The following is a 24,263-nucleotide window of genomic DNA, read 5'->3' on the forward strand; positions in this document are numbered from 1 at the left end:
AAAACATAGTCCCTGTAAACTGCATAGATCTTTAATCAGATAGTCTCAATGCAAGAAAAAATCAAATGCGATAATGATCACGCTGTGATTAACTTAAAATTCAATAATTTTGTTTTAAAGAAAAACAATCATATGAAGAAGATTTTAATTGCTTCGATGCTGTTAGCGGCTCAACTTAGCTGGGCTCAGTTTACAGATATCAATATAATCAAGGAAGTACAGGTCAAGAATAAAGGTGTGGTAGTTTCTGCACATCCGCTGGCCAGTGAAGCGGGAGCCAAAATTTTAAAGATGGGTGGAAATGCCTATGACGCCGTTACCGCTACTCAATACGCTCTTGCTGTGGTTTATCCTCAGGCAGGAAACATAGGAGGAGGCGGATTTTTGGTAGGGGTAAAAAGCAATGGTGAAAAATTCACATTGGATTACCGCGAAACCGCTCCTAAAAAAGCTTCCCGGGACATGTATATAGATAAAAAAGGAAAAGCAGATACCGACCTTTCTCAAAACGGCAGACTGGCTGTAGGAATCCCCGGTAGTGTTGCGGGATTTTTTGCTACGCTGAAATACTGTAAACTTCCTATGGAAAAAATTATCCAGCCTGCTATTGACCTTGCCGAAAAAGGTTTTGCCATCACAGACAAAGAAGCAGACATGCTGAACAGCCAGAGGGAAAAGTTTCAGAAGCATAATAAATCTTCCATCATTTTTGTAAAAGACGCTCCTTGGAAAGCCGGAGATCTTCTGGTTCAAAAAGATTTGGCAGAAACACTAAAGCTAATCCAAAAACTAGGTGCTAAAGGTTTCTACGAAGGAAAAACCGCTGATCTTCTGGTTGCCGAAATGAAAAGAGGCAATGGAATTATCACCCTTGAAGATCTTAAAAATTATAAAGTGGCCGAAAGAAAAGCCTTGCAATTTGATTATAAAGGCAATGACGTTGTTACCATGCCTTTGCCATCAAGCGGAGGTGTTCTTCTTGCCCAGATGCTAAGAATGGCAAGTTTTGAAAACCTTGAAAAATACCAGCAAAACTCTACAAAGGCGGTTCAGATCATGGCGGAAGCAGAAAGAAGAGCCTATGCAGACAGAGCAGAATACATGGGGGATCCGGATTTTATTCAGGACAAAACCTCTTACCTGATTTCTGACGATTATCTGAAAGGAAGATGGAAAAGCTTCAGCTTTGATAAAGCAACTCCAAGTGCAGAAGTGGGTAAAATCATAGAACAGCCCAAAGAATCTATGCAGACTACTCATATTTCCGTTTTAGACAAAGATGGAAATGCTGCTTCTGTAACCACCACTCTTAACGGATATTATGGAAGTAAGGTACTGGTAACAGGAGCGGGATTCTTTTTAAATAATGAAATGGATGATTTCTCCATCAAGCCAGGTGTACCTAATATGTTCGGAGCTGTGGGAGGAGAAGCCAATTCTATCCAGCCAAATAAGAGAATGCTTTCTTCTATGACTCCAACCATTATTCTTAAAAACGGAAAGCCTTTTATGGTTGTGGGAACGCCGGGAGGAACCACAATTCCGACTTCGGTCTATCAATCTATCGTAAATGTAATAGATTTTAAATTGAATGCCAATACCTCGGTGAATGCACCGAAATTCCATCATCAGTGGCTGCCGGAAACGATTACCGTAGAAAATAATTTCCCCGAAAGCACTATTTCTGAACTGAAAAATAAGAATTATATCATTGAAAAGACAAAATACATTGGGAAAACAGAAATGATTGTTCTTGATGAAAAAGGAAATATTCATGCTGTGGCAGATGGCCGTGGAGATGATTCTGTAGCGGTGGAATAATTATATTTTACACCATTCAAAGAATATACAGCTCCGGTTTGGTTTTAAAAAAAGGCATTTGCCTTTTAAAATCAAACCGGAGTTTCTGTTTGTAAACTTCTTTTTAATGACTTTCATCATGTTTTCAGATAAATTTTCTTAATTTTCGGCCTTAAAAAAACAAAACGACTGTTCTTTGAAAGCAAAAAAAATATACAACCAGCTTTATTTCCAGGTGATTATAGCCATTGTTGCCGGTATTCTTCTTGGAAAATTTTATCCTGAATTGGGCGAAAAGATGAAACCTTTGGGAGACGGATTCATCAAACTGGTCAAAATGATTATCGCTCCGGTCATTTTTATTACCCTTACTTTAGGAATCGCTCACATGACCGATCTGAAAAAAGTAGGAAGAATTGCCATTAAAGCAATGATCTATTTTTTTACCTTTTCCACACTTGCTTTAATTATCGGATTAATTGTGGGAAATATCTTACAGCCGGGTCATGGATTGAACATTGATCCTTCTACTCTTTCAGGTGATGTTTCACAATACCAGGCAAAAGCTCATGAGTCAACGCTTACAGGTTTCATTATGAACATCATTCCGGAGACTTTATTCAGTCCTCTGGTGGGTGAAAATATTCTTCAGGTTCTTTTGGTGGCTATTTTAATGGGAGTCGCTTTGGTTTTAACTAAGGAAAAAAGCCAGAAAGTCACAGATTTTCTGCAGGATCTTTCAACTCCGGTATTCAAAATTGTTCATATGCTAATGAAGCTGGCCCCAATCGGAGCTTTCGGAGCTATGGCGTTCACCATCGGAAAATATGGACTTCATTCTGTCCTGAATCTTATATTTCTGGTAGCAACATTCTATATTACCTCTATTCTTTTTGTAATTCTGGTATTGGGAGCCGTAGCATGGTACAATGGATTTAATATTTTTAAACTGCTGCTCTATCTTAAAGAAGAACTTCTGCTCGTTTTGGGGACCAGCTCATCAGAATCTGCTCTTCCGGGAATCATGGAAAAACTGGAAAAAGCAGGCTGCTCACGAGCCATTGTAGGCCTTGTTGTTCCTACAGGATATTCTTTCAATCTTGACGGCACGAATATTTATATGACGCTTGCCTCGCTCTTTATCGCGCAGGCATTAAACATCCATCTTCCTATTGAAAAGCAACTCATGCTTCTTTTGGTGGCTATGTTAAGTTCAAAAGGCGCTGCTGGAGTTACAGGTGCCGGATTTGTAACACTGGCTGCAACACTTGCCGTTGTTCCTGAAATTCCGATTGCGGGAATGACTTTAATTCTTGGCATTGATAAATTCATGAGTGAATGCAGAGCGTTAACCAATGTTATTGGGAATTCTGTAGCAACTGTAGTAGTGGCCAACTGGGAAAAACAGCTTGACAAAGAACAGCTTCAATACTGCCTGAACCACCCTGCTGATGTTGAAAAAAAGTTGGAAGTGTAGATAGGCAGTTTGAGAATGGGGCTGTTTTAGGGTTTAGCGTTATGGGTTATCAGAAACAAAAACCAACCCGCAACAAAATAAACTCGCAGCCCGGAAACCTTACACCAAAATATTCAAACTTGCTGGCTGTACTTTTATATGAATAGGTGACTTGATCTTATTGAATTCCCCATCGAGATGCCAGTTTTTAGTATTTACTTTAAATGATATTTCAGAAACCGGAAGGTATGTTACGTATTCATCGTCTTTCAGCCTTTTGGTGAACATTCTGAAAGCAAAAAGTGCAGAATAGGTAAGCGGGAATTTTTTCACCAAAACCATATCTACCAGCCCGTCACTTTTACTTGCTTTAGGAGCAATATAAGCGTTGTTGCCAAACTGACGGGTATTGGCAATATTCATCATCAGATAACGGCCATTGTACTGCTGATATTCTTCATCAAAAAACTTCACCTTGATTGGCTTATAATTGAAAAAGGTTTTGAGAGAAACTTTAATGTAGTTTTTGAATCCGCGGCTCGTCTTTTCAAATTCCTTGACCACTTTTCCATCAAATCCTGTTCCTGAAACATTAATTGAAAGTCTGTCATTTACCGTGAACGTATCAATCTTTCTGGAATTCTTAACCTTTATTTTTTCTAAAAGTTCATCCAGATTTTTGCTGAATTGGGTTTCATTAGAAAAGCCATTTCCTGATCCGGCCGGAAAAATAGCCAGAATTTTATTTGTATTAATGAGATTTTTTGCCACGGTAGAAATAGTTCCATCGCCTCCTATGGCAACAAAAATATCTACTTCATCAAAATGATCTTTAATGAAATCATCCGTTCCCAAAATAGATTCAGAAACGTAATACAAAGGATTTTCAACTTTAGTTTTAAGCTCGTTTAAAAACGGCTGATAATTTTTTTTAGCTGAAAACGGATTGATAATAAATGCTGCTTTTTTCATCAACGCAAAAATAGAAAATGCTTCCTGAACTGGAAGCATTAATTTACTTAATTTTCATTCTTTCTTTAAATTCTGCGGTTAAAGTCCCTTTAAGATCCTCCCACGAAACCGGAATTGTAATATCTCCCGCTGCAAAAGCTGCAATTTCGTATGGACTGTAATGAAAATACAGATTTTTATCATCAAAATAAAAGTTATCGGATGCCGGAATTTTATCCACCAAAAGCATTTCAGAGTTTTTAACTTCTCCATCACCGTCCATTGTTCCGCTGTTAATTTTATCAATATTCTTCATCAGAATAGATTCAATCTTACTTTTAGGCATGGAGGTGATATCTTTCAATTCTACTTTTTTGCTGTTTTTAAGATCAAATACGCGTTCGGAAAAACCATAATTATCATGTGCTCCGCCTTCATACCCGCTTCCGGTATATTGTATATGCATATATCCGTTGGTATTAGAAATAAGATTCATATGTGAGCTTGAATACCAGTTCTGAGCATAAGTGACATCTGAAATCCAATCTTTATTATCATTTTTTACAGAATTAAAATACGTGTTCTTTTCATTATCCAGATAAGCCTGAAGACCTGCTTTGGAAAAATCTTTAATTTTTTCATTTTGAAAATAAATACTGTCTAATAGCTCTTTATCTTTTAAAGTAGGAAAGACTAATAGTTTAGACGTAAACGAAAGTTTTAATGAATCTGTTACTTTTACCGAATCATTAACTTTTACAGAATCTACTATCAGTTTTTCAGGTGCCTGGGCTTCTGTTTTTTCAGATACTGATACTGTTGTTTTATCTTTTTTACAGGCAGTCACTGCTAAGAAAGAAGATAATGCAAGTAGAGCAATTGTATTTTTCATAAGTTTATTTTTTATACTAAATACAAAAACCATTCAAAAGATGAATGGTTTAGACAAAAAATACATTTTTAATAATGAAAATCTTCCTATTATTAAAACATTTAAAGAATGAAAACTAATGACCTGGTCATTATTATTTTAATCTCTGCCAGTACCAAAGTTATAGTCCGGGATTTTACTGAAACAGGAGATATAATTTGTTTATTATTTCCAGCTTGAATCAAGTACAGCCACCAATATAAATTACTTCACAATGTATGGCTGTATTTGCTTTACTTTATTTTAATCGTTTAATAGAGAAAAAAGTAGATGGAACACCAGCTATCTGTCCTCTTACCAAAACAGAAGTGGCTGATTGGTTGATATAAAACGAATATGTTTTCCCTGCCTGAAGATCCATTGCTACGCTAAATGCCATATTTTTTAATGCTCCGGCATTCATGATGTTGGTTTCAACATTTTCTGCTACCCATACCCCATCGGTAACATTCCAAATTCCGTACGTGCAGTTTCCATTGACAGCAGAAGGATTTGCCTGTAAAGAAAAGTTCATGATGGCCAGATAAGTCCCATCAACATTGACACTGAAACTGTTTCCGGAAGATGTTCCTGTAAAAGTGTTGAAATTATCAATCATTTCTGTCTGTATATTTCCGATACTTGAATTGGTACCGGCCGGAGCGGTCCAGTCAGCATTCATTCTTACCGAAACTTCCTGGGCAATTTGTTGCTGCCCGTTTACGTAAATGACGGTACCTGTTCCCACAGGAGCTGTAGGAGATGCAGTACTAACAGCTGTCCAAACAGTCCCGTCAAAAGAGAAAAGTCCTTTTGATGTTACGTTAACAGTCTGTCCTGCCGGTGCTGTATCTGGTGCTGTAACATATACTAAACTTCCGGTCTGAGCAGCTGAATACGTTTTAGCTCTCAACTCTGATCCGGTAAGTCTCGGCGGAATGATTCCATCTAATGTTGAAGCGACTGAGGGTTTTCCCACTACGTCTAATGTAGCTGCCGGGGTTTGCGTATTTACACCAACCTGAGCATTAACCAAAATAGCGCTTGCCACTAAGACAAGTGTACTAAATGTTTTTTTCATATTTGTGTTATAAAAAATTTTACTTCAGCAAAGTGACATTAAATTAATCTCATTCCCAAAAAAAGCGCTACAACAATTTTACAACAAAAATACATCAAAAACACAAAGAAATGATTATCAATCATTTAAACTCATCTATTATAAAATCAAGAGGTGTTTATAGCTCATTATCTTATTTTACTTTACATTATAAATAGTTTGCAGCAATGCTACATCATGTCTATTTTTCAGGAGCATATCAGCAGGATTAATAACCGTAACTTCTAATAAAAAATCTCCTCTTTTTTATATACTCCATATTAGTGGAACAATAATAAAGAGGAGAAAACTTTAAACACAACTATAATAATCAAAACTTTCCCCTTTTTCATAACTCCGATATCGCAGGAGCAATAAACTAGAGAGGAGAAACTTTAAATACACTTACAAAATTCATTAAAACCTCCTCTTTTTTTACAACTCCGATATTGCAGGAGCAATAATAGAGAGGAGGAACTTTAAATACACTTATAAAAATTTAATTAAAAACCTCCTCTTTTTTATAGCTCCGATATTGCAGGAGCAATAATAGAGAGGAGAAACTTTAAATACACTTATAAAAATTTAATTAAAAACCTCCTCTTTTTTATAGCTCCGATATTGCAGGAGCAATAATAGAGAGGAGAAACTTTAAATACACTTATAAAAATTTCATTAAAAACCTCCTCTTTTTTACAACTCCGATATTGCAGGAGCAATAATAGAGAGGAGAAACTTTAAATACACTTATAAAAATTTAATTAAAAACCTCCTCTTTTTTATAGCTCCGATATTGCAGGAGCAATAATAGAGAGGAGAAACTTTAAATACACTTTTCGGTTCTTATAAAAAATCAGTAACAGAGCAAACTAAATGTACAGAATGTAAAATTTACTGTAGTATAGCTGGACGCAGTTGTCTAGATCCAATTCAGAGTCATTGAAATTTAGCTATTCTAATCCCAACTTGAGAAGATGGTAATAGAATACATGACCATTTAACAATCCGGAAGAATTCTTTTCATTTTTCATTCTCTGTGTCTGTGTAATAATTTCACTGCAAAGTGATCAAAAAAAACATCCATTTCCAAAAAAAATATTACAACAAATTTACAACACAAATACAACAGCTAATTCAATAGTTTGTAAATCAGCAATTTAAACACTTATAAATTCATCATCCACTTATTAAGATCTTCAGATGAAGGAATATTCAATTGTTTACGGAGGCGTCCTTTTTTAATTTCAACACTTCTGATGGAGATATTACTGTAATGGGCAATTTCTTTGGTGGAAAAATTAAGCTTTAAAAAAGCGCAGAATTTTAATTGCCCCGAGGTAAGACTGGTATGCAAACCGTTGAGTTTTAAAATAAAATCAGGATACGCTTCACTGAATCTTGTTAGAAAAGAAGAGTCATCTTTTTTAGCAAGCTCCAGTAACTCATCAAAATTTACATTTATCTTCTGCTTGAGTTCTGTGAGCTGAGATTCCTTTTCCTTAATTATATTTTCTTTTTGCTGCTTTTCTTTTTTCTCCAGTTTATAATTGACGAAAACATTATATCCAAAGTAGTAAGCCAACGCTGAAAACAGACAAATGACCGTGATGAGAAGATAAAGATCTTCCTTTTCATCAATAAACTCCTCTTCTTTTTCTTTTACAATCTTTTGAATGGACAAATCTTTTCTTAAAGTAAGGATTTTATTCAGACTATCATTTAGCCTGGCATAACTGGTAAGATACTCAAGCTGCTTCTCTTTATTTCCCAGCTTTTCATATGATGTGAGAACCGTAGTATAAGAAAAAGCCAGAAGATTAGGCTCATTGGCCTGCTTGGCAAGCGGGATCAGTCTTTCTACGTAGCTGATTGCCTGTTGATATTTATTCTGTTTTTTTGAAATATAGGCAAGAATGTTCAGGGCAACACAAATATTATAGGTACTCTTATCATTTTCAGCAAAGGACAAAGCATTATTTGCATAATAAAATGCAGAATCATACATTTTTCTTTCTGCATACGCATATCCTAAATTTGAATTGGCAATAGCCCAAAATTTATTCCGTGTTTCGGTTTTCTTGATTTTTGAATACTCAGATATTGAACTTTTAGCGAATTCAAAGAATTTAGAAAGTGAAGTAATACCATTAGTACTATATGCCATCATATCAAATTCAGCTGTATAAAAAGAACCACTGATTTCATGAAAGTCATCCTTATCCTGAATTTTGTCTATAACAGAAAATGCCTTGTTCATAATTTCCTGTGCTTCGTTTTCAAGACCTAGTGCGGAATTAATTCTCGCAGAATTAATCAGGCCATTGCATACATTTTTATAATCATTAATTTGCAATGCTTCTTCCTGAGTTTGTTTCGCATACACAAATGCCATTTCATAATTACCTAAATTGATGTTGCAGGAGGAGAGTAAATTCAGACATTTTATTATTCCTTCGGTGTAATTAGCTTTTTGTGCTATTTTATAATTTTGTTCGTTCAATTTTACTGCCTTGTTGGGCATTTTCCGTGAAAAATCTTCAGCATAAGCAATTAAGCTGTCAATTTGTTTTGTATTATACTTTTGTGCTTTAAAAACCGAAAAATTAATTACAAAAAAAACAATAATAAATATAATTTTTTTCATCATTTTCAAATAAAAAATTAGGTAATTTCAAGTTTAAACATATCATATCTTGATAAAAAACATGATATTATCATATAATAAATCACTTTGAAAAAAATAAAACCATAAACACGAAAAGTTACAAAATATTTTTCGTGCATTATGTAAATTTAATTAAAATGATCACATGTTAATCCCTATTATTAAATCAAATTCCACATTGAAGGTTCAAGAGGTATACTGCCCGAAACATATTCCGGGATAATTCGATTCTATTAATGATATAATAGGCTAAAAAGCAATGAACCTAAAACAGATTTGTCAGGTTGATCCCAACATCTCCCATCGGAGGTTTATGCTTATTTCGGCTGTGGAAGTTCTATATAATGCACGATTGCATACAACGAATCCTTCCATAAAACTTATTGGAAATACAAATCCACATCCTTTAAGCAATTTCTTTTTATATTTTTTATGCCGATGAGGGGAACCGGCAAAAACAGTTTACAATTTTTAGTATTGTCAACTTTAAAAAGATTACTTAATAAGATGCTGAATAATAATTTAGATGGCCTTGCTCATTATGTTCATATAGCAACCCGCGCAATTGTAAATAAGCACAAAATGCTCCTCAAAACTAATTGAAAGGAGATGATTTTGCTAAATTTTCATTATTGCTACAACAGGCAGGAAGAATAATTTTTAAGCCGGTTATCTGCATTATTATTACCTGTCTCATACTAACAACTTACTGCAGACTGCAAGGGCCCTGTACGGGAAATGGCGATAGATGTACTAATTAATAGTACAGATGTTTTACTTTCTTTTTTCATTATGTGCGTTTTAATTTGTGGCAAAGAGAATACAAACATCGTGACAAACCCAAAAAAAATCCTACAACAAATTTACAACATACAATTTAAAAATCTAATAATCAGTAAATTAAGCAACAAAAAAAAACCAAAAAAAAATAAAAAATAAAAACCGAATTGAAGCAATTCGGTTTTTATTGTTATTTTCGGATCAGGCTGATTACCTGATTCTCGAATTTTGAAGCGACTCCCCAGATCTGTTTAAATGCAGGATAGTATTCTTTAGGATAATCTGCACTGCTGATCTTTGTTGTTGTCGTAACTTCCAGTTGATTTCCTTTTTGTACTATATAATAAGTATATGAGATTTCTTTATCTTCTGTAACGATCTTTTTTTCTTTGGGCATTTCCTCGATCACATAACCTTCAGGAATTTCGAGAGTTACCTTTTTGACTTTAGTGGTAGGCGAGCCAAAATCAATGGGATACCTTCGAGCTTCGGTCTGGTCAAATTCATTAGAATTCTTACTTAAAAACAACATCGGATTAATGATCATCTTCTTTCCTACTCTATCAATAAGGTTGGATGAAGAGAATTTCATACTGCTCTCAAAATCTCCATTTTCCAGCACTTTTGAATTAATATCCGTAAAATCCATTGAAAAATTTTCCTTATACTGTTTTTTGTACTTTTCGGCATTATCATCATAACTATCTTTCACGTACATTGCATAAGCACCAGTGTCTCTGTCTGAATAAGTTCCGGAGATGGTTCCGTCATCATTGATCTTAGCATTGGCTGTAAGGAAAGTATTGCTTGACTTTGTATTGGCCATCTGAATCTGCAGCGTCTTTTCTTTAGTCACCAAAATTCCAAACTGATTCCAGTTTCTGAGAGGAATTTCGTCCAGCGAAGATTGTTTAGATGTTGCATCATAAATATGAATCTGATCGTTAAGATTGACAGCTGCCAATACAAAATTCATATTGGAAATATTAGGGGAAACCATATTTATAACGCCGTTTTCCACTGTAGAAATAACCAATGGGTCTGCTTTAAGGCCTGCTTCACGAAGCATCATTACCAAGAAAAGGTTAATTTCTGCTGCGTTTCCGATTTTAGTTTCAACCAGTTTTTTAAAGCCTTCTTCCGTTCTAACGCCCTTATCTTTATTCCAGGTAAAAGTTTTCTGAACATAAGAAAAAATAGCATTTGCTTTTTCCAGATCACTTTTCATACCCGCAATTTCAGCCGGCATATTTTCTTTGGCAAGTTTTGTTTTTTTCAGTTGCTCTCCAAAATCCTCATCCTGATAGAGCCTCTTACCAATCTGTTCCCAGGACGATGAATACAGCTTAAGCTCTCTGAAATTGGTTGAATTAAGCTCAGCACTGATTTTTGTACGGAAATTCCTGTCATTTCTCACAAATTTTTCAGCTTTAAAGCCTTTTATATTTTCATAGCCAAACCTGTAAGTTTTATATTGTGAGCCATAAAGATTTCTTTCTTCAATTTCTCTGTATTTTGGAGCCATTTCGCCTGTATAATTCACATTATAAGCGATATTAAGCGGAGCATCCAAGACATATTCTGTATTGAGTGAAGGGGTATCTGATTCTATCAGTACTTCCGGAATCGTGAAAAGAAACGGAGATATAATTTCGTACTGATATTCCAGGACAGATCCGTTTTTCACATTCGGAAAAGCAAATTTTGTAAGACTGACGTATTTATTCTCTTTACTTTTATATTGAGAACTTTTTTCCACTTTTACCGGAACTACATTTCCGTTTTCCAGATTATATGTGAATGCTTTGAATTTACCTAATGTTTCTCTATTGGTTCCGACATTATAAATGGGAATTTCAAGATTCAGCCAATCTTCAGCTTTATCTTTATCATAAATTTTAACTCTGTAAAAATATTTTTTGTGAAGATTTCCTGTATAGGCATCTACCATAAAATAAGCGGATTTGTACAGAATCTCTGCAGGAGCATTTTCATCGAGCAATGATTTTACTTTAGACAGGTCCGCCTCATTAAATTTCGGAGGACTCAGGAATTCGTATTTTTTCTGTGCGTTCAGCATGATTGCATTGGCAGAGCAAAGCATCAATACTATTATTTTTTTCATCGTTATATTTTAGTTATTAAGATTTTTGAATTGTCCATGTTCAGAATTTTCTTCCTGAAGCTTATATAGTCATTGTATTTTTCTTTTGGATATAATCCTTTATTGATCTGCATTTTTCTGATCACTTTTATCTGATCCTCACCTTTAACGAAGCTTAGTTTATAAGAGCCAAACTCTGAAGTGATGTTTGAGTTATCTGGCATTTCGTCAATCTTGTACCCTTTCGGAAGAATGTAGGCAATTTCATATTCATCTTCAAAAGACAGATTAACTTCGAAGGGAAGCTCACGGCTCTCGTCTGTTTTATAAATAACATCAGAAAAAATAGGAACAGACCTGAAGAGAAGACTGTTTCCTGCGTTTTTAGAAAAATTATTGGTTTTAAAATCCAGATCATAGGTAATAATGGCATTGTCTCTGTCATTATTATAGTTTTTCATTTCAACTTTTTCAAAGTTCAAAATATCAAATGTTGCTTTCACTGCATCATTTTTTTCCTTAGGATTAAGATTGGCAAATCTCAGATTATAATCATATTGATTTCCGGTATAAGCAAAATTTCCTGTTCCTGTAATGCTGTTATCTTCGTTTAGATTAACCCTAAGGACTTGCTTTTCTTTATTCTGTTCAGCTTTATAGGCAGGTGTATTGATAAGCTCAATACCTTTTTGAGTTACAGCCAGCACATTTCTATCAGTTGTAGTATAACCTAAATGGTTAAAAGCTATTTGCTGAGAGGTATTTTCAAGCCAGATATTTCCTTTTTCAGTAGGAACCATCAGGATAACGTGATTTCCACCCATAGAAGGGAATTCAGGATCAAATGATACCTGTGAGCGTCCAGAATTAATGATACAGTAAGTGGATGGAATTCCTGCCTCGGTCAAAAGAATTCTCATATAATTGGTAAGTCCTTTACAGTCTCCATATCCTTTTTTCTGAACCTCATCCGGCAACATGGGCTGCCAGCCGCCTATTCCTAATGATACTGCAATATAACGGCTTTTGTTCTGCATGTACTGATAAATTTTCTTTACTTTATCCTCTACAGAACCCTGCAGTTGTAACGAGGCTACTTCAGCTTTAATGGCAGGTGTAGATCCTGAAACGGGCGTCAAAAGGTCGTTATAAATCCATGTTCCGAAATCTTTCCAGTTATTTAAAGTTCCCTGCTTCCCTGCCAGACTGAATTTTGCCAGAGCAAAGTTGACTGAAGGCAAGATTTTTACGGGCTGCGGTATCATAAAAGCATCGTCAATAGCAGGTACATTTTTATAAGAATAAGTCTTATCATTTGGAGTACCGCTTTCTATTACGGATGCATAATTGTATTTTGAAGGGTAAATCTTAGTTCTAAGCTCAATTCCTGAGTTATTGATAATTTTAAACTGTGCTTCTTCCAATGATGTTTTTACAGAAGTAAAAGGCACAAAATCTGGTATGAAAACCGTATTTTCATCGTTTGTTTCGTAGGAAAAATCAACAGTATACGGATACTGAGCGGGTGTATAAGAATAGATCAGCATTCTGTTATCCGAATAAAAAACTCCCTGAGAGTTATTGGCTATATCCTGAAAATCAGACTTCGAAACACTTTTAATTTTTTTTCCGGCTTCATCATAGATGGTCACTTTGATGTTTGAAATACGTCTTGCCTTATCATAAGGAATATAAGCAACTGCCTGCTCATTACCATCTTTATTGAAAACGGTGGTAACAGTATTGCATTGGTATTTTATTTCATCAATTTTATTGATCTGAACCGTAGTAAGATCTTTACGTATAACTACGTTAGCATTTTTCTTTAAATTTTCAGGAATTGCCGAAGCAGGATAGCTTTGTGCAAAATATAACGAGGCAACGGAAAAAGCCCCAAGAACTAGTATTTTCATCATAGTTATTAAAATTACGCAAAAATAAGAAAATCTTAATAACTGTTAAAAAAAATATAAAAGGCTTCACATGGTGAAGCCTTAACCTAATACTTAAAAAAGTACTATTTTAAATGTACTTATAAGAAAATGAACACATTATCAACTTTTCATCATCGTATTCTGAAAAGTTACAGACAGAATATTTATACTCATTCTATATTGGGAGAAGGAAGTATATATTCTGTTACATAATGGATAAATTTCATAATGTCTGCATTTCAAATTTAAAATAAATTATCATTCTTGTTTTCCGGATGATGTAGAATTAATAATAACCGGAAGTACAATAAATTCTACAATTAGAGCATTGTCTATAAAAAAAGACCTCATTTCTGAAGTCTTCTATTTTTTTTAATCATTGGGAATCTGTTTGCTATCAAACTGATCACTTCCAAGTCCTAATACAGGAATAAAGATGAATCCAAAAAGGAGAATAAGAATTGTGTAGAGAGGTGTTTCCTTGGAAAAACCTTTAGCCAGCCTGTCATATACGACCCAGCAGGCATAGATATTGACCAATGGGATAAAGAAAAGAATGATCCACCATATTGGTTTTTTCACAATTTCCAGCAGCACAATTGTATTGTAAATTGGGATAAAGGCCGCCCACGCATCCTGCCTTCCTGCTTTCCGGAAGATTTTGTACATACAGTATCCATAAAAGATATAGCATAGTAAGCCGAAGAACATTGTTCCAATTCCTAATCCGGCAGCTGCTGCACCAGATACCGCATCCGCCCCGTCGTAAGGGTCTGTTTGTAAAAGAGTTAACATATTATTGTTTTTTTGGTTTATCCAAATATAAAAAAAGCTTCTAAATAATCAGAAGCTTTTTTTATTATATTTTTTAAAAACGTTTATGCATCAATTTTTGCATATTTTGCATTTTTCTCAATAAACTCTCTTCTCGGCGGTACCTCATCTCCCATCAGCATTGAGAAGATACTGTCTGCTTCCACTGCATTATCAATGGTTACCTGCTTAAGAATTCTGTGTTCCGGGTTAAGCGTTGTTTCCCAAAGCTGCTCAGGGTTCATTTCTCCAAGACCTTTGTAACGCTGTACTTCTACTCCTTTTCCGTCCGGAGCCATTTCCAAAGTAAACTCTTCACGCTCTTTCTCGTTATAAGCATATACTTTTTTGTTTCCTTTCTTTAACAGGTATAAAGGCGGCTGAGCAATATAAATATATCCGTTCTCAATAAGTTCCTTCATATATCTGAAGAAGAACGTAAGGATCAGTGTAGAAATGTGAGATCCGTCTATATCGGCATCGGTCATGATAACGATCTTGTGGTATCTAAGCTTAGCCATGTTCAGTGCTTTGCTGTCTTCTTCCGTACCTACAGAAACTCCGAGAGCAGTGTAGATATTTCTGATTTCCTCATTATCATAAACTTTATGAAGCATAGATTTTTCTACGTTCAAAATCTTACCTCTTAAAGGAAGGATAGCCTGGAAATGTCTGTCTCTTCCCTGCTTCGCCGTTCCTCCTGCGGAATCTCCCTCTACCAGGAAAATTTCAGATTCTGCCGGGTCTTTTGATGAACAATCGGACAATTTCCCAGGAAGACCAGAACCTCCCATCGGAGATTTTCTCTGAACCATTTCACGGGCTTTTTTCGCAGCTTGTCTTGCTTTTGCAGCCAGAACTACTTTTTGAACAATGATCTTAGCTTCATTAGGGTTCTCTTCCAGGAAGTTCGTAAGCATTTCTCCTACAATCTTATCAACAGCACCAGAAACTTCTGAGTTTCCAAGTTTGGTTTTGGTCTGTCCTTCAAACTGAGGCTCCATTACTTTTACGGAAACTACGGCTGTTAATCCTTCACGGAAATCATCTCCTGTAATTTCTACTTTTTCTTTTGCCGGAAGTCCCAATTCATCTGCATATTTCTTTAAAGTTCTTGTTAAAGCTCTTCTGAAACCAGCAAGGTGGGTCCCTCCTTCATGGGTATTAATATTATTAACGTAAGAGTGAAGATTTTCGTTAAATGACGTGTTATAACGCATTGCTACCTCCACAGGAATATCATCTCTTTCACCTTCCATGAAAATTACGTGCTCCATAATAGATTCACGGTTTCCATCAATGTACGCAACGAATTCTTTTAAACCGCCTTCAGAATGAAAAACTTCTGAACGGAAAGAGCCATCTTCCAGTTTTTCTCTTTCGTCGGTAAGTGTAATTGTAATTCCTTTATTAAGATAAGAAAGCTCTCTTAAACGGCTGGCTAATGTATCATAGTTATAAATGAGTTCCGTAAAGATGGTATCATCCGGCTGGAAAAACTGCTTAGTCCCTCTTTTCTCACTATGACCTATTTCCTCAACCTGAGTCTGCGCTTTTCCTTTTGAATATATTTGCTGATACACATTCCCGTCTCTGTAAACGGTAGTTACCATTTCATTAGAAAGTGCGTTCACACACGAAACTCCAACTCCGTGAAGCCCTCCTGAAACCTTATAAGAGTCTTTATCAAACTTACCTCCGGCTCCAATTTTTGTCATTACCACTTCAAGGGCAGATTTCTGCTCTTTTTCGTGGAAATCAACCGGGATCCCTCTACCGTTATCACTTACTTCAATTCCGTTCCCTTCCTTGATGCTAACGAAGATGGTATCGCAGTATCCTGCCAATGCCTCGTCAATAGAGTTATCTACTACTTCATAAACCAAGTGGTGAAGTCCTCTGACTCCTACATCACCAATGTACATTGAAGGACGCATACGAACGTGTTCCATTCCTTCCAATGCCTGAATACTACTAGCTGTATATTGTTTTTGACTCATATTAAAAATTAAAAATCCTGCTCTATGCAAAGACTCACAAATATCGTGATTTTTTTCGAGGTATGAAAGTTAAAAAGTGTCAAAAAAATGTAGAGTTTTCTTAGAGAAAACATAAGGAACAGCAGGGCGATAAAAGAATCAAAATTAAAACGTATTGGTGAAATATAAACTGTTGTAAATCATATTTACCATCAATAATTTATGCGTAAATTTATTTACTGAAAAGTTGATATTATGGATGATTTTATAGCAGCACGTGCTCAGATGGCGCTCTCTCTGGGCTTTCATATCATATTCTCCTGTGTGGGTATGGTGATGCCTTTTCTGATGGCTTTTGCCCATTGGAAATACCTTAAAACGAATAATGAAATATATAAAGGGCTTACAAAAGCGTGGAGCAAAGGGGTGGCTATTCTTTTTGCTACGGGAGCTGTTTCAGGAACCATGCTTTCTTTTGAGCTTGGACTTTTATGGCCGGGTTTTATGAAACATGCAGGCCCTATTTTCGGAATGCCTTTTTCTTTGGAAGGAACAGCTTTTTTCATTGAAGCGATTGCGATCGGGTTCTTTTTATACGGCTGGGAAAGATTCAACAAATGGTTTCACTGGTTCTGCGGATTTCTTGTAGGACTGAGCGGACTGGCTTCCGGAATTCTGGTGGTAGCCGCCAATTCATGGATGAACTCGCCTACCGGTTTCGATTATATAAACGGACAGTATCTTAATATTGATCCTATCAAAGCGATGTTCAATGATGCCTGGTTTCCGCAGGCACTCCATATGACGGTGGCCGCATTTTGTGCAACAGGATTTGCTGTAGCCGGTGTACATGCCTTTATGATCATGCGGAAAAGAAATATTGAATTCCATACGAAAGCTTTTAGAATTGCGGTAGGTTTTGCCCTGATCGGAGCATTTGGAGCACCTTTAAGCGGTGACGTTGCGGCAAAATCGGTAGCGGAAAGACAGCCCATTAAGCTGGCAGCGATGGAGGCTCATTTTGAAACAGAAAAAGGGGCTTCGTTTGTAATTGGAGGGATTCCTGATGAACAAAAAGAAGAAGTAAAATATGCGGTAAAAATTCCAAAAGTTTTAAGTTTTCTGGTGAGTAATGACTTTAATTCTGAAGTAAAGGGTCTAAAAGATTTCCCTAGAGATGAGTGGCCTCCCGTTGCGGTTGTTCATTATGCTTTTCAGATCATGATTTTCTTTGGGGTGGTAATGATTGGTATTGGGACTATTTATCTATATGCTTTCTTCTTCAGAAAAGAATGGCTGAGTAAACACTGGCTGCTAAAAACATTTTTAATTGCAACACCTTTCGGGTATATTGCGCTGGAAGCTGGGTGGACGGTAACGGAAGTCGGAAGACAGCCATGGATTATTTACGGAATTATGAGGACAGTAGATGCGGTTACTCCTATGCCGGGAATTCAGTATTCTTTCTACTTCTTTACGGCTATTTTCATATCATTATCGTTGATTCTTGTCTTCCTTTTAAAGAGACAAATCCAAATGGTACCAAAGCTTTACGATCCTACCGACTCACACTTTAACGATAAAAACAAAAAATCATGATCTACGTTGTAATAGGTTTTCTCTGGCTATCCATATGCCTTTATATTATTCTGGGAGGAGCTGATTTCGGGGCTGGAATTGTAGAGCTTTTCACGCATAAAAAAGCCAGGAATAAGACCCAGGAAATCATGTATGAATCCATAGCGCCCGTTTGGGAAGCCAATCATATGTGGCTGATCATTGCGATTGTGATTCTTTTTGTAGGGTTTCCCGATATTTATACCACGATGTCTACCTATCTGCATATCCCTTTGGTATTGATGCTTCTAGGAATTATTGCAAGGGGAACAGCATTCACCTTCAGACATTATGATGCAGTGAAAGATAACTGGCAGGTTTTATATACCCAGATCTTCTACTATGCAAGTCTTTTGACTCCTTTCTTTTTAGGGTTAATTGCTGCTGCAACGGTTTCACATTCTATCAATCCTGATGCTGCAGGTTTTCTGGATTTGTATGTGTTCAGCTGGCTGAACTGGTTTGGAGTTTCCGTAGGATTATTTACAGTTTCACTTTGTGCTTATCTTGCTTCCATCTTTTCATTAAGAGAAACCCGTGATAAAGCAGATCTCCTATTAATGATCAGAAAGTCTAAGCAGACCATGATCTTTGTTGTCATTACGGGAATTCTGGTATTTGCGACTGCTTATATTTCAGATATTCCTCTTTTGATGTGGGTGTTTTCTAAGCCACTGGGGATTATGGCGATTGCTTTTGCTACCGTTGCGTTATTGCTAATTTTAAGAGCTCTGAACAGTCAAAAGCTGCTTCCCGTTCGCGCATTGGCAGGATTTCAGATGGTGATGATTCTGGTAGCCGCAACGTATCAGCATAATCCGGATATTATTTTATTAGGAAACGGACAGCACCTTTCATTGCTGGAACACATGGCTCCTGAAAAAACAATTGCCGCATTGGGATGGGCTTTAATGCTCGGTTCACTATTTATTCTTCCGTTTTTATTCTATTTGATGGCTTCCTTTAGTAAGTTGAGAAAGTAGAAATATGCAATGTTATAAAGATAAAACAATGAAAAAGGTACAGAATAGCTCTGTACCTTTTTTATTTATATTTTCTGAAAAATCTTAAGCCAGTTTCATCAAAAGATTTTCGTCAATCTTCTCTACTTTCACAATATTATTTTTTGTCAAAGTTTTAGAAGCTTTATCCCATTTTTTACCGGATAGCTGGCTTCTTTCCTTTACTTCAGCTAAAGACATCGCTTCTTCCTGAGAATTAAGAATTTCAAGAATTACTTTTTCATCCTCTCCCAGTTCAATTTGAGGAACCGCTTTCTCCGGTCTCATCTGAGGGAAGAATAGCACTTCCTGGATTGAGGCATTATTCGTTAAGAACATAATTAATCTGTCCATACCGATTCCTAATCCTGAAGTTGGCGGCATACCGTATTCCAATGCTCTTAAGAAGTCCTGATCAATGAACATCGCTTCATCATCTCCTCTTTCAGATAACGCCATCTGTGCTTCAAAGCGCTCTCTCTGATCAATAGGATCATTAAGCTCCGAATAGGCGTTCGCGATTTCTTTACCGCATACCATTAATTCGAAACGCTCTGTTAAGCCTTCTTTGCTTCTGTGTTTCTTTGTCAGTGGAGACATTTCGATCGGATAATCTGTAATGAAAGTCGGCTGAATGAAGTTTCCTTCACACTTTTCACCGAAGATTTCATCAATTAATTTTCCTTTACCCATCGTTTCGTTTACTTCAATACCGATAGATTTCGCGAAATCATATAATTCCTTCTCTGTTTTTCCGGTGATATCGAAACCTGTAAATTTCAGGATCGCTTCTGTCATGGAAACTCTTGGATAAGGAGCTTTGAAATCTACTTCATGTTCCCCGAATGTAGCTTTTGTAGTTCCGTTTACCTGGATAGCACAGAATTCCAGTAATTTCTCAGTGAAATCCATCATCCAGTTGTAATCCTTGTACGCTACATAGATTTCCATAGCGGTAAATTCCGGGTTGTGGGTTCTGTCCATCCCTTCATTTCTGAAGTTTTTAGAGAACTCATATACTCCGTCAAAACCACCTACGATCAATCTTTTCAGATACAATTCGTTGGCAATTCTTAAATATAATGGAATATCTAACGCATTGTGGTGCGTGATAAATGGTTTTGCTGCTGCTCCACCAGGAATTGACTGTAGAATTGGAGTTTCCACTTCAAAATATCCTGCATCATTAAAGAATGTTCTCATGGCATTGAACAGTTTTGTTCTCTTCACGAAAATTTCTTTAACCTGTGGATTTACCGTTAAATCTACGTAACGCTGTCTGTATCTCAATTCCGGATCTGTAAACCCATCGTGTACAACACCGTTTTCATCCGTTTTTGCCTGAGGTAGAGGACGTAAAGCCTTTGTAAGAAGCCTAAAGTTTTTCACTAAAACCGTCTTCTCTCCTACCTGAGTGGTAAACAGTTCTCCCTCAATACCGATAATATCACCGATATCCAAAAGGTGCTTGTATACTTCATTATAGAGTTCTTTATCTTCACCCGGACAGATCTCGTCTCTGTTGAAATAAACCTGAATTTTTCCTTTAGAATCCTGCAATTCTGCAAAAGAAGCCTTCCCCTGAATTCTGCGGGACATCAATCTACCAGCGATCTTCACCTGTTTACTTTCAGAAAAGTCCTGTTTTATAGATTCCGTAGTATCTGTAATTATATACTCATCCGCAGGGAACGCATTAATCCCCATTTCAGTAAGCTTATTCAGCTTTTCTCTTCTAATGATTTCTTGTTCTGATAATTGCATTTCTTATTTTTCTAAAAGCGTACAAATTTAGGCATTTTTGGCCTGACCATCAATGGCTTTTTTCAGAAATTTTAAAAACTGAACAGGGAATCGAGTTGAGATTACGGCTGTAAGCTATTGGAATCAATAATTGAGGTATTTAAACGCTGGAGTTCCAAAGATTACTTCAAATTTAAATCACCCGGCTTTTTCTGTCTTTCTGAGGAATGAACGTCCAGGCAAGTATTCTGCTTGTCTTTTGTCCCTGGGCCATATCTATCGTTTTTACGTCTGCAGCTTTTACTTTCTTTACAAGATTTGTAAGCTTATTGAGATTATCTTTTTTAGAAACCAGGCACGTAAACCAAAGGACCTGTGACGAAAACAAGGTGCTTTCATTAATCATTTTGGTAATAAAGGCCAGCTCGCCACCTTCACACCACAACTCAGATTGCTGCCCGCTAAAGTTAAGAATCGGCCGAGCTTTTTTTGATTTGGTGAGGTTTTTGGTTTTCCTGATATTCCCTTTCATGGCAGCTTCCTCAGAATCATGAAAAGGAGGATTGCACATCGTAAAGGTAAACCTGTCACCAGGATTAATGATGTTGGTAAAAATATGATCAGCATCAGGCTGATTTTTTAACCGAATAACAGAGGAAAGATCTTCATTCTGATCCAGAATATGCTGAGCATTTTTTAAAGAATCGCTATTGACATCTGTTCCCAGCATTGTCCAGCCATATGATCTGCTGCCCAGTAAAGGATATATAAGATTAGCTCCTGTACCTATATCCAGACCTTTTACAGAATTTCCGTCCGGAATTTCTCCAAAATCTTCTGCTAACAGATCGGCAATATAATGTATATAATCTGCCCGTCCCGGAATAGGCGGACAAAGATTGGTATCGGGAATATCCCAGCCCTTAATAGTATAAAAATGTAAGAGTAAGGCTTTGTTAAGCAGCTTGACTGCTTTTGGAATGCTGAAATTAATGGTTACCGTCTGATAAGCATTAACGAAAACATAGTGTTTCAGTTCCGGCACACAAGAAATGAGCTGATCAAAATCATAGGGATTACGATGCAGATTCCTTGTGTGCAGACTGGATTTTTCAGCGGACATCTTTTATTTCTTCTGACTTAAAATATATTCCACCATTTTTTTGGCATCTTCTTTAGACACCTGTGGATGGGCAGCCATAGGCACACTTCCCCATACTCCACTTCCGCCTTCTATAATTTTGGAAGCCAGCAGTTCTGTATCTTTTTCTGAATATTTTCCTGCAATTTCCTTATAAGAAGGTCCTATCATTCTCTCATTGACAGAGTGACATCCTGAACAATCCAATGTTTCAATGATCTGATCACCTGAAAGATTAGATTTAGCAGGTTCTGAAACAACACCCGTTTCAGAAGAAGGGGCCACTTCTGCTGTATTTTCTTTTTTAGAACAGGAAATGATCATCAGACCAAATGTTCCTGCTAAAAGTATTTTTTTCATTATTTCTTCGCTGTAGAATCTGTTTTAGCCGCGTCTGGAGCAGGTGCAGCCGGAGTTGCAGCAGCTGGAGCAGCAGTTTTAGCAGTAGAATCTACAACAGTAGTTGCTTCCGGTTCTTCAAGCATTGTATTGCTGTCCTGTAAAGAGTGATCTACCTTTTTTTTGCAGCTTGCTACTAATAAACCTCCGATAAATGCGATTGCTAATACTTTTTTCATTTTTTTCTAATTTGGAAGCAAAAATATAAAAAATAAAGTTTTAAACTTATGACAAATGTTTTCTTTGATAAATATTTTTCGGCTACAGCGTTTTAAGCAAATCATAAAAAATAATTCAAACTATGGAGAAATTTCATTAAGGTTACTAATTTTGTATAACGGATAATCCGCACCAAAAATCAATCTATACTATGAAAATTATGACTAAAAAAACATTATCCCAAGCTATTTTCTTTGCTGTCTCAGCTTATCTTATTGTTTCCTGTACTAATTCATCAGAAGATCCACAATCAGAATACTCTGATACAATAGAATCGGTAACCTTATTAAAAACGACAAAATCATGGGATGGCACCTTGTATCCTGCCTATCCCGCTACACAGCCAGAAATCTCTGTTCTTAAAATTGCGGTACCTCCCCACTCAGCACTTAACTGGCATAAACATCCTGTCATTAATGCTGCCTACGTAGAAAAAGGTGAAATTCAGGTGGAACGAAAAGAAGACGGCAAAACACAGTGGATTCGTAAAGGGCAGGTGCTGCCGGAAATGGTTAATGTCGGCCACCGGGGGAAAACCGGAGACAAAGGAGTAACCTTAATTGTCTTTTACAGCGGAACCCCTGATATTCCTTTGTCTGAACCAGTTAAATAACTGTTTTAAGCGGGATGCTCTCAAAGTATTTATGGTAAAGCTTTAGTGATGTTCGCCAAGTCACTGCGTTGAGCTAATGACAACGGATTTTGCTGAGTGAAACGTCTTTGCGACCGTTTTAATAATAACCTGATAACATCTTTGCGAACTCAGCGTTTAAATAAAATAATTATCTTTAAACCATGGTTTTAATTTCAAAAATTCTGTTTTTCACCAGCCATCATGGTTTTTATACTGTGATTCTGTTGTTTGTGTTCTTTGGACTTCTCTCCTATCTGACTAAAAAAGCATGGTTTCTGATTCTGATCATTCCGCTGGCTATATTAAACGGAGTTGGCGGACAGTTTTTAAATGCATGGTTTTTAAACAGATACGGAGTGGAAAGTACTGCCATTATTACGTCGGATGTAGAAACCAATTCTACTCTGAATGACATGTATATTCATGATTATGAAGCCATCGTAAAAAAACAGGACGGAAAATATACCACTACTTTTTTCTCTACCACTACTGCAGCGATTTACCCTATCAGAAATTCAATCAGAATACCTGGTGATAAGGATATTCCAGTAAAATACATTCCGGGATATGAAAAAAACATGGTCATCCTTTATGACGAATCCAGGGAAGGAAAAATTTTATTGCAAAATGAAAAACTGGCTCCTGTCAACACTGCAAAAACCAAATACGAAGCAGACAGAACGGATAAAGAATTCATAGAAGAATATATTAATGCACTGGAAAATTATGTAAAATATGATGATACAGCAGCTTATAAAGAAAAAATAGAGGAATTAAAACAGGAACTCAAGCAGCTTAAATAGAGAATTTCTATGTTAAGTTTTTTTATTTTTTGATATTTTTTTGTCTTGGTATTAAAAAAATTTCTACATTTGTCCCATGTTAAAAATGAACAACAATATTTGGTGGTGGCTTTCAAACTCTTCGTCGGGTCTGGAGGTATTGTCATGTTGTTAACTACAGCAGAAATAAACAAAAAACAATATATAGGCTTTGACGGATACCGTTAAAGCCTTTT

18 protein-coding genes are annotated in these 24,263 nt (G+C 36.3%); 6 read left to right on the plus strand and 12 right to left on the minus strand.

Annotated features, from left to right (window positions below; genetic code table 11):
• Window positions 1–132 precede the first annotated feature (132 nt).
• Together ggt and BLW74_RS20015 are read left to right on the plus strand one after the other, a co-directional pair.
• The gene (ggt, locus tag BLW74_RS20010; protein WP_089696176.1) at window positions 133–1,821 is read left to right on the plus strand and encodes a gamma-glutamyltransferase; all 1,689 of its coding nucleotides are present in this window, start codon (window positions 133–135) and stop codon (window positions 1,819–1,821) included.
• Between the two features lie 175 nt (window positions 1,822–1,996).
• On the plus strand, window positions 1,997–3,277 hold the full coding sequence (locus BLW74_RS20015) for a dicarboxylate/amino acid:cation symporter (RefSeq protein WP_089695621.1): 1,281 nt from the start codon (window positions 1,997–1,999) through the stop codon (window positions 3,275–3,277).
• Between the two features lie 99 nt (window positions 3,278–3,376).
• Here the strand turns inward: BLW74_RS20015 and BLW74_RS20020 are convergent, their stop codons facing one another.
• From BLW74_RS20020 to gyrB, 8 genes are all read right to left on the minus strand, one after another.
• On the minus strand, window positions 3,377–4,267 hold the full coding sequence (locus BLW74_RS20020; protein ID WP_227413247.1) for a diacylglycerol/lipid kinase family protein: 891 nt from the start codon (window positions 4,265–4,267) through the stop codon (window positions 3,377–3,379).
• 4 nt (window positions 4,268–4,271) lie between these two features.
• Window positions 4,272–5,099: an RsiV family protein gene (locus BLW74_RS20025; RefSeq protein ID WP_089695624.1), complete on the minus strand. Its 828-nt coding sequence runs from the start codon at window positions 5,097–5,099 to the stop codon at window positions 4,272–4,274.
• A gap of 277 nt (window positions 5,100–5,376) precedes the next feature.
• Window positions 5,377–6,198 carry a hypothetical protein gene (locus tag BLW74_RS20030; protein WP_089695628.1) on the minus strand — a complete coding sequence of 274 codons (822 nt, stop codon included), beginning with the start codon at window positions 6,196–6,198 and terminating at the stop codon, window positions 5,377–5,379.
• Window positions 6,199–7,381: 1,183 nt separating this feature from the next.
• Window positions 7,382–8,863, minus strand: a complete 1,482-nt coding sequence (locus BLW74_RS20035) for a tetratricopeptide repeat protein (protein ID WP_089695631.1) — start codon at window positions 8,861–8,863, stop codon at window positions 7,382–7,384.
• 988 nt (window positions 8,864–9,851) lie between these two features.
• Entirely contained in the window at window positions 9,852–11,786 is a 1,935-nt protein-coding gene (locus tag BLW74_RS20040; protein ID WP_089695634.1) for a transglutaminase domain-containing protein, read from the minus strand.
• A 2-nt stretch (window positions 11,787–11,788) separates the two neighbouring features.
• Window positions 11,789–13,681 (minus strand): DUF3857 domain-containing protein, encoded by a 1,893-nt coding sequence (locus BLW74_RS20045; protein WP_089695637.1) that lies wholly within the window; start codon window positions 13,679–13,681, stop codon window positions 11,789–11,791.
• Window positions 13,682–14,071: 390 nt separating this feature from the next.
• Window positions 14,072–14,494: a DUF5684 domain-containing protein gene (locus tag BLW74_RS20050; RefSeq protein ID WP_089695640.1), complete on the minus strand. Its 423-nt coding sequence runs from the start codon at window positions 14,492–14,494 to the stop codon at window positions 14,072–14,074.
• Window positions 14,495–14,577: 83 nt separating this feature from the next.
• Complete coding sequence (gene gyrB, locus BLW74_RS20055; protein WP_089695643.1) at window positions 14,578–16,512, minus strand: DNA topoisomerase (ATP-hydrolyzing) subunit B; 1,935 nt, start codon at window positions 16,510–16,512, stop codon at window positions 14,578–14,580.
• 234 nt (window positions 16,513–16,746) lie between these two features.
• Here gyrB and BLW74_RS20060 point away from each other — a divergent pair, with 234 nt between their 5' ends.
• A complete protein-coding gene (locus tag BLW74_RS20060; protein WP_089695646.1) occupies window positions 16,747–18,090 on the plus strand; it encodes a cytochrome ubiquinol oxidase subunit I in 1,344 nt (447 codons plus the stop codon).
• Window positions 18,087–19,091, plus strand: coding sequence for a cytochrome d ubiquinol oxidase subunit II (locus BLW74_RS20065; protein ID WP_089695649.1), 1,005 nt, complete (start codon window positions 18,087–18,089; stop codon window positions 19,089–19,091). The genes BLW74_RS20060 and BLW74_RS20065 overlap by 4 nt, the downstream gene beginning before the upstream one ends.
• An 84-nt stretch (window positions 19,092–19,175) precedes the next feature.
• Here BLW74_RS20065 and lysS read toward each other — a convergent pair whose 3' ends face one another.
• From lysS to BLW74_RS20085, 4 genes are all read right to left on the minus strand, one after another.
• Complete coding sequence (gene lysS, locus BLW74_RS20070) at window positions 19,176–20,873, minus strand: lysine--tRNA ligase (RefSeq protein ID WP_089695652.1); 1,698 nt, start codon at window positions 20,871–20,873, stop codon at window positions 19,176–19,178.
• A 172-nt stretch (window positions 20,874–21,045) separates the two neighbouring features.
• On the minus strand, window positions 21,046–21,975 hold the full coding sequence (gene rlmF / locus BLW74_RS20075) for a 23S rRNA (adenine(1618)-N(6))-methyltransferase RlmF (protein WP_089695655.1): 930 nt from the start codon (window positions 21,973–21,975) through the stop codon (window positions 21,046–21,048).
• Window positions 21,976–21,978: 3 nt separating this feature from the next.
• Window positions 21,979–22,353, minus strand: coding sequence for a c-type cytochrome (locus tag BLW74_RS20080; protein ID WP_089695659.1), 375 nt, complete (start codon window positions 22,351–22,353; stop codon window positions 21,979–21,981).
• Window positions 22,353–22,571 carry a hypothetical protein gene (locus BLW74_RS20085; protein ID WP_089695663.1) on the minus strand — a complete coding sequence of 73 codons (219 nt, stop codon included), beginning with the start codon at window positions 22,569–22,571 and terminating at the stop codon, window positions 22,353–22,355. The genes BLW74_RS20080 and BLW74_RS20085 overlap by 1 nt, the downstream gene beginning before the upstream one ends.
• A gap of 191 nt (window positions 22,572–22,762) precedes the next feature.
• Between BLW74_RS20085 and BLW74_RS20090 the strand changes: the two genes are divergently transcribed.
• Entirely contained in the window at window positions 22,763–23,224 is a 462-nt protein-coding gene (locus BLW74_RS20090) for a cupin domain-containing protein (protein ID WP_228424983.1), read from the plus strand.
• A gap of 182 nt (window positions 23,225–23,406) precedes the next feature.
• Complete coding sequence (locus tag BLW74_RS20095) at window positions 23,407–24,048, plus strand: hypothetical protein (RefSeq protein WP_089695667.1); 642 nt, start codon at window positions 23,407–23,409, stop codon at window positions 24,046–24,048.
• Window positions 24,049–24,263 lie beyond the last annotated feature (215 nt).

The sequence above is a fragment of the Chryseobacterium culicis genome (genome assembly GCF_900108365.1).
Classification (GTDB): domain Bacteria; phylum Bacteroidota; class Bacteroidia; order Flavobacteriales; family Weeksellaceae; genus Chryseobacterium; species Chryseobacterium culicis.

Bases quoted from the DNA above. Each gene is read 5' to 3' on its own strand.
- BLW74_RS20025 (WP_089695624.1), bottom strand. From the start codon at position 5,099: ATGAAAAATACAATTGCTCTACTTGCATTATCTTCTTTCTTAGCAGTG.
- BLW74_RS20045 (WP_089695637.1), bottom strand. From the start codon at position 13,681: ATGATGAAAATACTAGTTCTTGGGGCTTTTTCCGTTGCCTCGTTATAT.
- BLW74_RS20085 (WP_089695663.1), bottom strand. From the start codon at position 22,571: ATGAAAAAAGTATTAGCAATCGCATTTATCGGAGGTTTATTAGTAGCA.
- ggt (WP_089696176.1), top strand. From the start codon at position 133: ATGAAGAAGATTTTAATTGCTTCGATGCTGTTAGCGGCTCAACTTAGC.
- BLW74_RS20080 (WP_089695659.1), bottom strand. From the start codon at position 22,353: ATGAAAAAAATACTTTTAGCAGGAACATTTGGTCTGATGATCATTTCC.
- BLW74_RS20035 (WP_089695631.1), bottom strand. From the start codon at position 8,863: ATGATGAAAAAAATTATATTTATTATTGTTTTTTTTGTAATTAATTTT.
- BLW74_RS20050 (WP_089695640.1), bottom strand. From the start codon at position 14,494: ATGTTAACTCTTTTACAAACAGACCCTTACGACGGGGCGGATGCGGTA.
- lysS (WP_089695652.1), bottom strand. From the start codon at position 20,873: ATGCAATTATCAGAACAAGAAATCATTAGAAGAGAAAAGCTGAATAAG.
- BLW74_RS20095 (WP_089695667.1), top strand. From the start codon at position 23,407: ATGGTTTTAATTTCAAAAATTCTGTTTTTCACCAGCCATCATGGTTTT.
- BLW74_RS20040 (WP_089695634.1), bottom strand. From the start codon at position 11,786: ATGAAAAAAATAATAGTATTGATGCTTTGCTCTGCCAATGCAATCATG.
- BLW74_RS20065 (WP_089695649.1), top strand. From the start codon at position 18,087: ATGATCTACGTTGTAATAGGTTTTCTCTGGCTATCCATATGCCTTTAT.
- rlmF (WP_089695655.1), bottom strand. From the start codon at position 21,975: ATGTCCGCTGAAAAATCCAGTCTGCACACAAGGAATCTGCATCGTAAT.
- BLW74_RS20060 (WP_089695646.1), top strand. From the start codon at position 16,747: ATGGATGATTTTATAGCAGCACGTGCTCAGATGGCGCTCTCTCTGGGC.
- BLW74_RS20030 (WP_089695628.1), bottom strand. From the start codon at position 6,198: ATGAAAAAAACATTTAGTACACTTGTCTTAGTGGCAAGCGCTATTTTG.
- BLW74_RS20090 (WP_228424983.1), top strand. From the start codon at position 22,763: ATGAAAATTATGACTAAAAAAACATTATCCCAAGCTATTTTCTTTGCT.
- BLW74_RS20020 (WP_227413247.1), bottom strand. From the start codon at position 4,267: ATGCTTCCAGTTCAGGAAGCATTTTCTATTTTTGCGTTGATGAAAAAA.
- gyrB (WP_089695643.1), bottom strand. From the start codon at position 16,512: ATGAGTCAAAAACAATATACAGCTAGTAGTATTCAGGCATTGGAAGGA.